Raw genomic sequence first — 13,046 nt, forward strand, 5'->3', positions numbered from 1 at the left:
AACCTTTTAATTTTGTATCTGGTGAAACGTGATTGACTCCTCCCATTTAAAGTTCAATCAGTAAATTCTGTTTGCTAATGGGATCACGCCAATACAGTACAAGTGTTAACAACTCATAAGGTGCTAAAATGGCAGAAAATCATCCGCGTCCACGAGGGCGTCCGACCATTCCAGAAAAGGAAATACGCCAAAAAATTTACGATGTCACCTTTTCACTTATTATTCATCAAGGTTATAACAAAACAACCATGGATGTTGTTGCCAGGAAAACGGGCATCGCCAAAAAAACACTCTATCGCTTTGTTAAGAATCGAGAAGATTTGATTGAACAAATTGTCATCCGCTGGACAGATAATTTTATTCCCGTTTTTAAGAAAGACGCCAATCATCCTCAGCAACTCATCACGTTATTAAAAGTATATTTAACCGAAATGGCCAAAAGATCATTATCAAAAGACGCGATAGGTTTATTTAAATTACTGCAATCTGATTTTCCTTATCGTGATAAATGGCTGGATAAATATCAGAAGGCCGGTATCGAGAGAGACAAAAATATTCTGGCCCATTGGCTTGAACGTCAATATCAACAAGGAGTGCTGAAAGGGCTGAATTACGGCCTTGTCAGCGAATTAATCATCTCAATGGTCATTGCAGAACCCCTCAGGCAAATGGCACTCGGTACTCTCCCTCCTCTACCAGAAACTGATATTATGCCTCGCATTACCACAGCAATGACATTACTCAAACATGGACTTATCAACATGGATTTATAAAAAACCAACTGTTATTTACTGACCCTATCACTTTCACAAAAATATACATTGGCGCTGAAAGGACAAATAAATCAGCGCCTTCTCTAAGACGAGAAAAACATCATGAAATTTTCTTTTCATCAATTATTATTCATTGTGGCTTTAAATTATAGTTTTTCGTCCCTTGCAGCATCGGCCAATCATCTTCCCCTGATGCCGTGGCCACAACAAATTTCAGTGCAACCGGGGCGCCTTTATCAGATTGACAGGAAACTGCATATCACCGTGAGCGGGGATGACATGCAGGAGGCGGTATCCTACTGGCGAAAACGCATTGAAGCCCAAACGGGTTGGGTATTGCCATCAGGCGATGCCACTTTTTCTTCCACTCAAGCTATTTCTACTCAAGCTATTTCTACTCAAACCATCAAAATCAATATCGCCAGAAGAACGCCTCCCATTCCTCAGCCCGACAGCGATGAAAGTTATCAATTACTCATTGATTCTCACGGCATTACATTAAAAGCCGCGACCCGTTTTGGTGCGCTGCGTGGCATGGAAACCTTGCTGCAATTACTCCAAAATGATGCCAAGGGAACTTATCTGCCACTGGTTAATATTACGGATAAGCCGCGATTTTCGTGGCGTGGGGTGATGCTGGATTCAGCCCGTCATTTCCTGCCCATTGAAGCCATAAAGCGTCAATTGGATGGCATGGCGGCCGCCAAGATGAATGTCTTTCACTGGCATTTGACCGATGATCAGGGCTGGCGCTTCGCGTCTGATCATTATCCCAAACTGCAACAACTCGCCAGCGACGGGCAGTTTTACAGTAAGGAGCAGATGAGGGATTTGGTTGCCTATGCCAGTCATTTGGGTATCCGTGTTGTGCCTGAAATTGATTTACCCGGCCATGCCTCCGCCATTGCCGTTGCTTATCCTGAACTGATCAGTGTACGTGGAACTTACGCAATGCAGCGCGAATGGGGAGTCCATAAACCGACACTTGATCCGAGCAATCCTCAAGTACACCAATTTGCTGATACCTTGATTGGTGAAGTCGCCGACATTTTTCCTGATCCCTATATTCATATTGGCGGTGATGAAGTCGATGCTTCTCAGTGGCAGGTTTCCGAAAAAATACAGGCATTTATGCAGGAAAAAGAGTTAAAAGACACACATGCCCTGCAAGCCTGGTTCAATCAGGAACTGGAAAAAATGCTTGAGAAGCATGGACGCAAAATGGTGGGTTGGGACGAGATCTACCATCCCTCCCTGCCTCGTTCAATTGTCATTCAATCATGGCAAGGGCAAGATTCATTGGGCAAAACGGCCGACGATGGCTATCAGGGCATTTTGTCCACCGGATTTTACCTCGATCAACCTCAAAGTACCGCCTATCACTATCGCAATGAAATACTGCCGCAGGCACTTGGCATCGACGATAGCGTGAAAGCCAATGAAACCGCGCAAAGCTGGTCATTTACGATGCCACGTTTAAAGGGCAGCCCCGTGACGGGCAGTTTTACCCTGATTCAAGATAACAAAGGCACATGGCGGGGTTTTATTGATTTTGCCGGAAAATCACGTCGCGCCGTTAATAAGATGGTTTGGCAGGGAGATACGGTCAAGTTTACGGTGGATAGCTGGATGGGAGAAACCACGCCGGTTGTGACGCTCGATCAGAAACAGAAAACGGCTGGCGGTTATATTTTGCTGGGCAATGTCCGCTATCCAATCACCGGAGAAAAATTGGCCGAGGCTCCCGCAGGCAAGCAACCTGTCGTGCCGGCGAGTCAACATCAACAAAATATTCTTGGGGCTGAAGCCGCATTATGGTCAGAGAATGTGACCGCTGAAATACTCGACATTAAGCTCTGGCCACGCACTTTCGCTATTGCTGAACGGCTTTGGTCGGCCAAAGATGTGACTAACGAGAAGCACATGTACCCGCGTCTGCAAGCAATGGATGCCTGGACAACGGTATCTGTCGGGCTGCAACAGCAGGCCAATACCCAACGGTTAATGACTCGCCTGGCAAACAGTACAAATATTGAGCCATTGCAGATCTTCGCTGAAGCCGTAGAACCTGCCCAGTATTACTCCCGCCATCATGCCAAATTTCAGGCGGGGAATTACCATCAATATGAACCACTTTACCGTTTTGCTGATGCAATCGGGCCAGAAAGCCATGTTGTCAGGGAAATGGATATTTTGGTCAATCGGTTATTAAAGAATAAGCAGGATTGGCAAGCTGAACAGGCATTACGTGCCCGGCTGATACGCTGGCGGGATAACCATGATCCGCTGATGAAGATCGTCAAAGCGAATTATATGATGCGTGATCTGGTGCCCGTTGCCAATGATGTGGGCGAGATTGCCGAACTCGGTCTCCTGATGTTGGATCACCTGAAAGCCGGAAAAACATTCTCTCCGCAACAGCAGCAGGATGCACAAAAACGACTGTCACAAGGCGCGCAAATGCGCGATGAAGTGGTGATACGGGCGGTCTATCCGTTGGAACAGATGCTGGAACATTTGAGTAAATCGACTCAATAAGTCAATCCGGGGATAGGTATCGCTATTCTGATACTTATCCTATTCGTCAATAAGCTGTCAAAATAGTAAATCACTGAAGGAAACTCAGCCCTATTTTGACACTCTGTTCAATCATCACAAATTACAAATCATCAAACGGACTGAATTATTCCAGCACCTTATCACTTCACAAACAACTCTATCAAAATTAAGTTATTGTAAAAATAAACAATAGCGGGTATTTATCACAATCAATTTGAAATAACGAATATAAATTTTAAATTAAAATTCCATTTTTTGTTTTTTATATCATTCACAATGTGTGTTTAAAATAGCCGTGGAATCACACTAATAACAAAATAATCAAAAAACTTATTTTGTTGTTCATTCTAATTTTCAATAGGATAACATATTATGATTACAATAAACATTAATATTAGTGGTGGTGAATTTCAAAGTGTTATTGATAATAAAAACATATCAACGTTAAAAAATGATAATATAATCACGCCTGCATCTGAATCTCCAACAATCAGTAATTATAAGGAAATGACTGTCGAGCCACATTCATCAATTGAGGCAACAAGAATTGACACTCCTATTATCCCAGAAACTCGGCCAAATTACTTTATCGCTAATTCCGGCCCGGCATCATCAGTAAGAGCTGTTTTTTATTGGTCTCATTCCTTTACGTCAGAATGGTTCGAATCCAGCTCTGTTATTGTGAATGCAGGGGAAGAAAAAATATTACACTCCCCCAGCAATTCATTATATTACAGCAAAGTGGTAATTTATAACGATACAGATCAGCGTGCCTTTATTACTGGATATAATCTGTAACAATCAGAAGATTATTATTTAATAATAATATACCCAATAGGTTTCAAGTTACATCTAGGCAGAAACTTGGAAGATGAAGGGTATAAATACAATGAGAAAACCATGAATAATATATCCATAAATATAGATACCCCCCCTCATTCAGCATTGATGAATGAAATGATGCCAATGATGCTTTACACCACTTCAACGCCTGATTATGAATGGGATGTATCATCAAAAATCAAAGATGCCATTATTGGCGGTGTAGGGTTTATTCCTGGACCTGGAGCCGCTCTATCTTTTCTACTGGGACTCTTTTGGCCTGATAAAAAAGATAATACTTGGGATGAAATTCTCAAGAGAGTAGAACAGATGATAGAGAATGCCGTTCTACAGGCTATTAAGGGTATACTCAATGGCGATATACAAGAAATAAAAGGGAAGATGGAACATGTCTACGATATATTAGAAACATCACCCGGCAGCCAAGAAGCCCATGATGCTTATATGTTTCTGGCCAGATATATCATCAGCATAGATGAAAAATTTAAATCTTTTGATGACAAAACAAATTATCAAATCCTGCCAATGTATACTTCCACACTTATGTTGCAGATCCCTTATTGGAAATTAGGCATAGAGAAAAAAACAGACATTGGCTTAACCGATATAGAAGTTAATGAATTAAAACAGCTTATCGATAAGTTGGTCACTCGCGCCAATGATTATATTCATACAATGTACACAAGAGAGTATAATAACGCCGTTAATACATCGAATGCAGACAATATCACAAATAATTTGTTGTCTGTAAGAGGTTATTGCTTATTGCATGGTTTAGAATGTCTTGAAATGATTGAGCATTTACAAAACAACAGTCTTGTAAGTGGTTTTTATCCTAAAACCATCAGCTATTCAACGGTATTTGATCGTGCCACAAACCAGATGAGGATTCAGGCGCTGACAAAAGATGATCAAATGACCGCACCATTTAAGCCATCCTTAATCAATGGGAAATACAATCAAATCAAGTCACTGGTTGGATATGTTCAGCGAATTGGCAATGCACCCCGAGTTGGCGGCATTAGAATTGTATTTAGTGATGATACCTCCAGTACATTAGGTACAGTGACATCTGAAACGAAATCAATTGATTTAAATGGTAGTGTTATTGTCAGCTTAGAAGTATGGGGAAATGGTGCCGTCGATGAAGCGTTTTTTACGCTGAGCGATGGCCGGCAATTACGTGTTGGTGAACGATACGCCCAAAAATATAGAAAATATGCCGTTGATAATCACTATATAGCTGGTCTGTATTTAGCAAGCGATGCTCCTTCACTTGCTGGTCAAGCCGCAGGCATTGCTGTTTCTTACCATATGATGACTGATAAATAATACATTTATATATCCCTCGCCCACATTGGGCGAGGGTTTACAACGGCTTTCGCTAACTACACCATTAAACTGCATTCATCAGGTTTATTGAGCAGCAACCGATTCCATGCCCACCAGCCCAACTTTGAGGTAACCCGCCTTACGCAACGAGTCCATGACACTCATCAACGTTTCATAATCCACGGTCTTATCTGCCTGGAAGAAAATCGTGGTTTCTTTGTTGGATTGCGTGGTTTGATCCAATACCGAAGATAAAGCATCGCGATCAATTTTTTGCTCACCGACATATAACTGATGATCCGCTTTCACGGTCAAAAACACCGGTTTTTCCGGTCGAGGTTGTGGTTTAGCGGTTGATGCCGGCAAATCAACTTTGATATCTACGGTTGCCAGTGGTGCTGCTACCATGAAAATAATCAGCAGCACTAACATCACGTCAATAAATGGCGTGACGTTAATTTCATGCAATTCGCCGCTATCGTCCAAATCTTCATTAAGACGCATTGCCATAGTCTGTTACCTTGCCTCTGCTTTTTCTGCTTTACTTTCAGCCAGATCAAGATCACGACTCAATAGCAGGATTGCCTGAGCCGCCCTATCTCCCACTTGCCCACGGTATGATGAAATCACACGGGCAAAAACGTTATAAATGACAACCGCAGGGATAGCAGCCACCAGACCCAGAGCTGTCGCCAGCAGTGCTTCCGCAATACCGGGTGCGACAACGGCCAGGTTAGTGGTTTGTGAATGGGCAATCCCGATAAAACTGTTCATGATCCCCCAAACTGTCCCGAATAACCCGACAAACGGGGAGATTGCACCAATGGTCGCCAGATAACCATTGCCACGTCCCATACCGCGGCTGATGGCCGCAACCGCACGTTCCATACGGAATGACGTTCGCTCTTTAGTTCCCGCCTTGTCAGAACTTTCAACCGACAGGACACGCTCTGATTGTGCTTCGTTCAACAACAGGCGGCTGATGCTCCGCTTGCCAAAATTCTCTGCAATTTTTACAGCCGCATCCAGACTGGCAACGCCAGCCAAGGCCAATTGCTCTTTGCGTAAACGACGGCGGGCCATCAATAATTCCGTCCCCTTGGAGAACAGCAGTGCCCAAGTGATGACAGAAGCGATCACTAATCCTACCATGACCGTTTTTACGACTACGTCAGCGTTACTATACATACCCCAAACAGACAGGTCCGTTGCAAAACCCGTGGATTGATTCTCAGATTCTGCTGTAACCGGTGTAACAGTCGTTTCTGTCGCTGTAGTTTCTGTAGATATAGTTTTTGTAGATATAGTTTCTGCCGTATTTGCGGCTGAGATCGGTGTTTCCGTGGTGGGTGGCGTTCCCGTTTTCAGTTCAGCCGCTTGTGGTGCAGCGGAAGATTCTGGGGTTGCCGGAGCGGCTACCTGAGCAGCAGCCTGATTTTCTGGCGCCGCTGGCGCTGTATCAGCCCACGCTGAACTTGTTAATCCGAATGCCAATAGAATAGAAGCTGTCAAATTACGCATCAGTTAGCCTTACTCTCTTTTTTATAGATTCTGTTACTTAGCAGTGAGTCACATTTAGTCATCTTGCTAATCCTAATATGACCGGAGTCATGTTTCTTAACTTTCTGACCTCCGTCGCTCAATGGCTCAGAGGGGGAAAAAGTTCGCTGCAAATGATATCAGACATTGCGCGATTTGATAGTAATTATCATTACTATTTGATAAAAAAGTGCTAATAGACGGTGCACATTCGTTCACATCTTCCCATTCACCCAGCAGATCACCTTGAATTTTCGTCAAGTTGCATGAATCCCTTTGGCAAAACGATGCTAAATCTTTTAACTTTCTAATCATTATGACCCCATTCAATCCGGGCACTGGACTGTAGGCCAAAAATTAACTTAGGGTGAGATCTCATGACAAAAAAGAAGCCAGAAACCTTATTGGTTAATGTAGGAAGGGAAAAAAAATATACGCAAGGTGCCGTTAACCCCCTGATTCAACGGACATCATCTGTCATTTTCGATACCGTTGAAGACCTGAAATATGCGTTGCAAAATCACAATAAAGGCGAATTATTCTATGGACGCCGTGGCACGATGACGCATTTTGCCTTTCAGAGCGCCATGACTGAACTGGAAGGTGGCGCTGGCTGTGCATTGTATCCTTCCGGTGCGGCCGCTATCACTCATTCAATTCTGGCTTTCGTAGAAACAGGCGATCACGTTCTGATGACGGGAACGGTGTACGAACCAACACAGAGTTTTTGTGATCATTTCCTGAAAAGAATGGATATCTCCACCGATTATTTTGATCCGATGATGGGAGAGAATATTGCTTCTCTGATCAGGCCAAACACTAAGGTGCTTTTTCTTGAGTCTCCCGGCTCGCTAACGATGGAAATACAGGATATTCCTGCTATCGTGCGGGCTGCCCGTCAGGTCAATCCTGATATTGTCATTATCATTGATAATACCTGGGCGGCGGGCGTTTTGTTTAAGGCTCTGGAGTTTGGTATCGATATTTCCGTTCAATCCGCGACAAAATATATCATCGGTCATTCAGATGGCATGCTGGGCACCGCAGTCGCCAATGCCCGATGTTGGGAGCAACTCAGGGAGCGATCTTACCTGCTGGGGCAAATTGCCGATCCCGATACCGTTTATATGGCAATGCGCGGTTTGCACACATTGGCGACTCGTCTAAGGCAACATGAAAAAAGCAGTATCGAAATAGCCAAATGGCTCGCACAACGACCGGAAGTGGCCGAGGTTTATCATCCCGCCCTGCCTTCCTGCCCCGGACACCCCTATTTTAAACGCGATTTCACAGGTTCCTGCGGACTGTTTTCTTTTCTCCTGAACACCCAGCTTACCGCCGAACAACTGGCTGATTATCTCGATAACATGAAACATTTTAAGATGGCGTTTTCATGGGGAGGGTTTGAGTCGTTGATTTTGTATGTTCAACCTGAAATGCTCAAAACGCTGCGTCGCTATCATCCACCACAAAAAACCGGCACATTATTCCGCCTTCACATAGGGTTGGAAGATCCTCAAGATTTGATGGATGATCTGAAAGCGGGTTTTGCCCGCCTCGCGATGCGTTAATGTCCTGATAAAACAATGTGTCAACATTGTTGGCTGTCTTTCCCTTACAGACAGCCACGGTTTTGTTTTATCCCTTCCAATCCCGTATGCTAAATCAAATCCACTTCCATCCCTCTATTTTGCGGTACACTGGGAGGGATCTGTCTGTTAATGAGTTTACTTACAAAAATTACAGGATAAACAATGGAAACGTTAAGCGAGATTGTGCATGCACTCTGGCATCATGATTTTAACCAACTCGCCAACCCCGATATCATCTGGGTTATTTATGGTGTCCTCTTTGTCACCCTCGTACTGGAAAACGGACTATTACCCGCCGCCTTTTTACCCGGCGATACCTTATTGGTACTTTCCGGCGCCTTAATTGCCAAAGGGGTCATGAGCTTCATCCCCACGGTTGTTCTGCTGACCATCGCAGCCAGTCTGGGATGTTGGTTAGGGTATTTGCAAGGACGTTGGCTCGGCCATACCCGCATTGTCAAAAATTGGCTGGCTCAACTTCCCCTGCAATACCGGCAACGCGCTAATACCCTGTTTGCCAAACATGGCCTATCGGCCCTGCTTATCGGGCGTTTTTTGGCATTTGTGCGTACTCTCCTGCCAACATTTGCGGGCATTTCTGGTCTAAATAATAAACGCTTTCAATTTTTTAACTGGTTAAGTGGCTTTTTATGGGTCATTATTATCGTGGGTTTTGGCTATATCTTGAACCAGATCCCTTTTGTTAAAGCACATCAAGATCTGGTCATGAACATTTTGGTCATTCTACCCGTCGTTTTGTTGATCAGTGGGCTGTCTGCTTCTTTGTTGATGTACTGGCGTCACAAAAGAGCATCATCGAAGAAAAATCAGTAAATATGCTGAATGACTGCCTCATCGATTAAATTCAATCAATTAAGTTCAATCAACCCATTTAATAAAGAAATATTAATTATAAACATCCAGATAAACCTATACACATCCACAAGTCATTTTTGGTAAAAGGCAAATTGCCTAACTGAGCAACACCATGCCAAAAGATGGAAATTCTATTCCAGCCATGATCGAAAAATTAAAACAAGAAGGTTTGGTTACCCTTGGTGAACAGCAGGATGTTACGCTTGATATCCGTAAACGGATTGACACAGCGTCCATCTGAAATTCCAAGCCTGAAGGAGGTTAGAATGGGTCAACAGACAATTATTAAACTCGTCGATGAAAATCAAATGCCACAACTGGGGCTTGGGGTTTGGAAAGCGAGTAATGAGCAGGTTGTGGGAGCCATCCACACTGCATTAGAAGTGGGCTATCGTTCTATTGATACGGCCGCGATGTATAATAATGAAGAGGGTGTAGGGAAGGCCCTGAAAGAAAGTGCTATCCCACGTGAAGAGATTTTCGTCACCACCAAGCTCTGGAATGATCGTCATCTGGATGCCAGTGCTGCATTACAGGAAAGTTTGGCGAGATTACAGTTAGATTATGTTGATCTCTATCTCATTCAGTGGCCGGTTCCCGAACAGAACCATTATGTGGATGCCTGGAAGCAACTGATTGAGCTGAAAGAAGCGGGACTGACCCGCAGTATTGGTGTTTGTAATTTTCACATTGAACACTTACAAAAAGTGATTCAGGAAACGGGCGTCGTTCCCACGATCAATCAAATTGAACTGCATCCCCTGATGCAACAACGGCAGCTTCATTCATGGAATGCCACCCATCATATTACCACTGAGTCCTGGAGCCCATTATCACGGGGTGGAAAAGGTGTCTTTAACTCTCCACTGGTTGAACAACTGGCCATTAAGCACGGCAAAACACCAGCGCAAATTGTGATCCGCTGGCATCTCGAATGTGGCATGATTGTCATTCCTAAATCTGTCACACCTTCGCGCATTAAAGAAAACTTTGATGTGTTTGATTTCAGATTGGAAAAAGAAGATTTGGCTGCGATGGCTGAATTGGATATTGGTAAGCGGATAGGCCCGAATCCCGATAATTACAATCAACTTTAATGAATATCCACCGACCTCATTCAATCCCTTCCAATAGACCTGAATTCTGTTTTCCGGCAGGGTTCAGGTCAGGGACATAAGCCCTAGCCTAAAACACTATAAATTATCGATCAAATCAATATTATTGATAATAACTATGTTTACTATCTATGTATATTTGATGTCATAGACTTAATTATCAGCATTAAATAATTTACATATTAAATAGATAATAGATATCAACTGAATTTGTAACAATCCTTGATACATCTGTTTTTAGTTATAAACCCCAAACAAAACTTAAGGAAATCACCATGATTTATATCGTTATTTCTTTATTTATGCTTGTCCCTTTTTTCTTTGCTGTAAAAGGGTTCCTGTTATCACACCAAGTACATCACAATGTGGCAGGAATTCTGCTGGCAATCGCAGCGATGGCCTTTCACATGTACGTATTTCGTTTTAACAAAATACCGTTTGTGCATGTTGCCCTACCCCATCAACCGATTGTGTTCTATGGCGCAATTTTTGTGGCTTTTCTGCACGGTGTGATCTATTCCCTTTGTTTCGGTCGATATTATGGGAAAGCTATTTATGAAGAACATTAAAATCTGTTTTGTGACCCACCGCCCCCTTTGGGGGCGTCGTGGCGGATCGATAAGTTTCGCTATCAGGATCGACTAACGGTTCTCTCCATTATCCTCATCCGGTGATTTGACATTCGCAGTCAAAAGATAAGGAGATTGTTGCCAGCGGCTGGGCGCCAATTGCAGTAAATTATGCGCCAAAATAAAACCAATCGCCAAAGCCAACAGAAGCATGATCCGCAGTAAGTTAGTCGTGTTATCGACCTGATTGGATTCTGTTGCCAGCTTATGCGTATCCAGTGTCAGGCGAAGAAAACCCTTCGGATGATTTTTCCCCGGTATAGGGACAACGATTTGTTGGTTGAAGTAGCCACTGGATTTTTTTCCTTCCAGCGATAAGCGCTCACGCACTGAAACCGGCTCCCCACTCCGTGCTATCTGCGTTCCATTCTCCAGATAAACGCTGGCATCCAAAATGCGTTTGTTACTCGTCAAGTAAACCAAACTCGCCACAATCTTTTTATTATTAAGATCTTTGCTACCATTCTCCATATAATCAGCCAAGCTGAATGCAACCTGTTTTGCCAATGTATTCGCCAGATCTTCAAATTGCTTCATATGGGCCTGCTGTTGAGAACGGCTGAAATAGGAGACACCCTGCATCAGCATAACCAGCAGTGCTAGACATATTAAAATAATCGCCGTCTTATGCAGTCGAAATTTTAGCTTTGCTTTTATCATCATTATCCCATCCTATGATCGGAAAGCACATGTTGCCAGATGCGGTACTGATAGGATAGTTTGAAAAGCATTTTTCGCTTGCCAAAATTACATGGAATTACAGGAGTCGATATTCATGTCCAATAATCTGGCCTATCGTTACTTACCGGATGAAATCCATAAATGGCCGGGATTACCGTTATCCCTCAGTGGTGATGAAGTCATGCCGCTGGACTACCGCGCCGGAGACAGCGGCTGGTTGCTGTATGGACGAGGCCTGGATAAGCAACGTATCAGTGATTTTCAGCACCGCCTTGGGGCAGCCATCGTCGTGGTATCTTCATGGCGCATTGATGATTATCAGGTTGTCCGTATTGCCGGTAGCCTTTCACCCCGCATTAAACGACTGGCGGATGAATGCCGTCTGGATGTGGTTCCACTGGGGCAAATCCCACGCCTGCGTTCACCCGGCTTATTAGTGATGGACATGGATTCAACCGCTATCCAAATCGAATGTATCGATGAAATTGCGCGTCTGGCTGGGGTCGGCGATAAAGTGGCGGAAATTACAGAACGTGCCATGCAGGGTGAACTGGATTTTTCAGACAGCCTGCGTGAACGCGTCGCACAACTGGCCGGTGCTGATGTTTCAATCTTGCAGCAAGTGATGGAAACACTGCCCCTGATGCCCGGATTAACCAGCCTTGTCCGTAAGTTACAATCTTTGGATTGGCATGTCGCGATTGCCTCCGGGGGTTTCACTTTCTTTGCCGATAATCTTCGCCAGCAACTACGCCTTTTTGCCGCCGTCGCCAATCAACTTGAGATCAAAGACGGCAAACTGACCGGTAAAGTCAAAGGGCCGATTGTCGATGCCAAATATAAGGCAACCACCTTGATAAGGCTGACAAAAGAGCTGAACATTCCGCTCAGTCAGACTATCGCTATCGGGGATGGTGCCAATGACCTGAAAATGATCCGCAAAGCAGGGTTGGGAATTGCCTATCATGCCAAACCCAAAGTGTATGCGCAGGCTAAAGTTGCGATCCGCCATGCAGATTTAATGGGCGTTCTGTGTGTGTTGAGTGGCGGCTTGAAGCACGAAGAACGTTAATCCCAATAGCCCAATATCATCATATTAAGGAAGCA

At 43.9% G+C, this 13,046-nt stretch carries 13 protein-coding genes; 10 read left to right on the forward strand and 3 right to left on the reverse strand.

What is annotated here, in order from left to right; translation table 11 throughout:
- Nucleotides 1–128: 128 nt before the first annotated feature.
- From Xbed_RS03160 to Xbed_RS03175, 4 genes are all read left to right on the forward strand, one after another.
- Nucleotides 129–773 carry a TetR/AcrR family transcriptional regulator gene (locus tag Xbed_RS03160; RefSeq protein WP_086111498.1) on the forward strand — a complete coding sequence of 215 codons (645 nt, stop codon included), beginning with the start codon at nucleotides 129–131 and terminating at the stop codon, nucleotides 771–773.
- A 102-nt stretch (nucleotides 774–875) separates the two neighbouring features.
- Nucleotides 876–3,311, forward strand: coding sequence for a beta-N-acetylhexosaminidase (locus Xbed_RS03165; protein ID WP_086111499.1), 2,436 nt, complete (start codon nucleotides 876–878; stop codon nucleotides 3,309–3,311).
- A 393-nt stretch (nucleotides 3,312–3,704) separates the two neighbouring features.
- Nucleotides 3,705–4,130 (forward strand): JHE-like toxin PirA, encoded by a 426-nt coding sequence (locus Xbed_RS03170; protein WP_086111500.1) that lies wholly within the window; start codon nucleotides 3,705–3,707, stop codon nucleotides 4,128–4,130.
- Between the two features lie 66 nt (nucleotides 4,131–4,196).
- A complete protein-coding gene (locus Xbed_RS03175; protein ID WP_244182394.1) occupies nucleotides 4,197–5,507 on the forward strand; it encodes an insecticidal delta-endotoxin Cry8Ea1 family protein in 1,311 nt (436 codons plus the stop codon).
- An 84-nt stretch (nucleotides 5,508–5,591) separates the two neighbouring features.
- On the opposite strand, the gene exbD is transcribed toward Xbed_RS03175, so the two are convergent.
- Nucleotides 5,592–6,017: a TonB system transport protein ExbD gene (gene exbD / locus Xbed_RS03180; protein WP_086111501.1), complete on the reverse strand. Its 426-nt coding sequence runs from the start codon at nucleotides 6,015–6,017 to the stop codon at nucleotides 5,592–5,594.
- Nucleotides 6,018–6,023: 6 nt separating this feature from the next.
- Complete coding sequence (gene exbB, locus Xbed_RS03185; RefSeq protein ID WP_086111502.1) at nucleotides 6,024–7,028, reverse strand: tonB-system energizer ExbB; 1,005 nt, start codon at nucleotides 7,026–7,028, stop codon at nucleotides 6,024–6,026.
- A 395-nt stretch (nucleotides 7,029–7,423) separates the two neighbouring features.
- Between exbB and metC the strand changes: the two genes are divergently transcribed.
- The 5 genes from metC (at nucleotide 7,424) to Xbed_RS03205 (ending at nucleotide 11,198) form a co-directional block, all read left to right on the forward strand.
- Complete coding sequence (gene metC, locus Xbed_RS03190; RefSeq protein ID WP_086111503.1) at nucleotides 7,424–8,617, forward strand: cystathionine beta-lyase; 1,194 nt, start codon at nucleotides 7,424–7,426, stop codon at nucleotides 8,615–8,617.
- A 183-nt stretch (nucleotides 8,618–8,800) separates the two neighbouring features.
- Nucleotides 8,801–9,472, forward strand: a complete 672-nt coding sequence (locus tag Xbed_RS03195) for a DedA family protein (protein ID WP_086111504.1) — start codon at nucleotides 8,801–8,803, stop codon at nucleotides 9,470–9,472.
- A 154-nt stretch (nucleotides 9,473–9,626) separates the two neighbouring features.
- Complete coding sequence (locus Xbed_RS20480; protein WP_279625501.1) at nucleotides 9,627–9,755, forward strand: hypothetical protein; 129 nt, start codon at nucleotides 9,627–9,629, stop codon at nucleotides 9,753–9,755.
- A 25-nt stretch (nucleotides 9,756–9,780) separates the two neighbouring features.
- Nucleotides 9,781–10,611 carry a 2,5-didehydrogluconate reductase DkgA gene (gene dkgA / locus Xbed_RS03200; protein ID WP_086111505.1) on the forward strand — a complete coding sequence of 277 codons (831 nt, stop codon included), beginning with the start codon at nucleotides 9,781–9,783 and terminating at the stop codon, nucleotides 10,609–10,611.
- 293 nt (nucleotides 10,612–10,904) lie between these two features.
- Nucleotides 10,905–11,198 (forward strand): hypothetical protein, encoded by a 294-nt coding sequence (locus tag Xbed_RS03205; RefSeq protein ID WP_086111506.1) that lies wholly within the window; start codon nucleotides 10,905–10,907, stop codon nucleotides 11,196–11,198.
- Between the two features lie 72 nt (nucleotides 11,199–11,270).
- On the opposite strand, the gene Xbed_RS03210 is transcribed toward Xbed_RS03205, so the two are convergent.
- Nucleotides 11,271–11,918, reverse strand: a complete 648-nt coding sequence (locus Xbed_RS03210) for a YtjB family periplasmic protein (protein WP_086111567.1) — start codon at nucleotides 11,916–11,918, stop codon at nucleotides 11,271–11,273.
- A 115-nt stretch (nucleotides 11,919–12,033) separates the two neighbouring features.
- On the opposite strand from Xbed_RS03210, the gene serB reads away from it, so the two are divergent.
- On the forward strand, nucleotides 12,034–13,011 hold the full coding sequence (serB, locus tag Xbed_RS03215) for a phosphoserine phosphatase (RefSeq protein ID WP_086111507.1): 978 nt from the start codon (nucleotides 12,034–12,036) through the stop codon (nucleotides 13,009–13,011).
- The last annotated feature ends 35 nt before the right edge of the window (nucleotides 13,012–13,046 follow it).

The sequence above is a fragment of the Xenorhabdus beddingii genome, assembly GCF_002127545.1.
In the GTDB taxonomy this organism is placed as follows: Bacteria; Pseudomonadota; Gammaproteobacteria; order Enterobacterales; family Enterobacteriaceae; genus Xenorhabdus; species Xenorhabdus beddingii.

Bases quoted from the DNA above. Each gene is read 5' to 3' on its own strand.
- metC (WP_086111503.1), top strand. From the start codon at position 7,424: ATGACAAAAAAGAAGCCAGAAACCTTATTGGTTAATGTAGGAAGGGAA.
- Xbed_RS03195 (WP_086111504.1), top strand. From the start codon at position 8,801: ATGGAAACGTTAAGCGAGATTGTGCATGCACTCTGGCATCATGATTTT.
- Xbed_RS03210 (WP_086111567.1), bottom strand. From the start codon at position 11,918: ATGATAAAAGCAAAGCTAAAATTTCGACTGCATAAGACGGCGATTATT.
- Xbed_RS03205 (WP_086111506.1), top strand. From the start codon at position 10,905: ATGATTTATATCGTTATTTCTTTATTTATGCTTGTCCCTTTTTTCTTT.
- Xbed_RS20480 (WP_279625501.1), top strand. From the start codon at position 9,627: ATGCCAAAAGATGGAAATTCTATTCCAGCCATGATCGAAAAATTAAAA.
- serB (WP_086111507.1), top strand. From the start codon at position 12,034: ATGTCCAATAATCTGGCCTATCGTTACTTACCGGATGAAATCCATAAA.
- dkgA (WP_086111505.1), top strand. From the start codon at position 9,781: ATGGGTCAACAGACAATTATTAAACTCGTCGATGAAAATCAAATGCCA.
- Xbed_RS03160 (WP_086111498.1), top strand. From the start codon at position 129: ATGGCAGAAAATCATCCGCGTCCACGAGGGCGTCCGACCATTCCAGAA.
- Xbed_RS03170 (WP_086111500.1), top strand. From the start codon at position 3,705: ATGATTACAATAAACATTAATATTAGTGGTGGTGAATTTCAAAGTGTT.
- Xbed_RS03165 (WP_086111499.1), top strand. From the start codon at position 876: ATGAAATTTTCTTTTCATCAATTATTATTCATTGTGGCTTTAAATTAT.
- exbD (WP_086111501.1), bottom strand. From the start codon at position 6,017: ATGGCAATGCGTCTTAATGAAGATTTGGACGATAGCGGCGAATTGCAT.
- exbB (WP_086111502.1), bottom strand. From the start codon at position 7,028: ATGCGTAATTTGACAGCTTCTATTCTATTGGCATTCGGATTAACAAGT.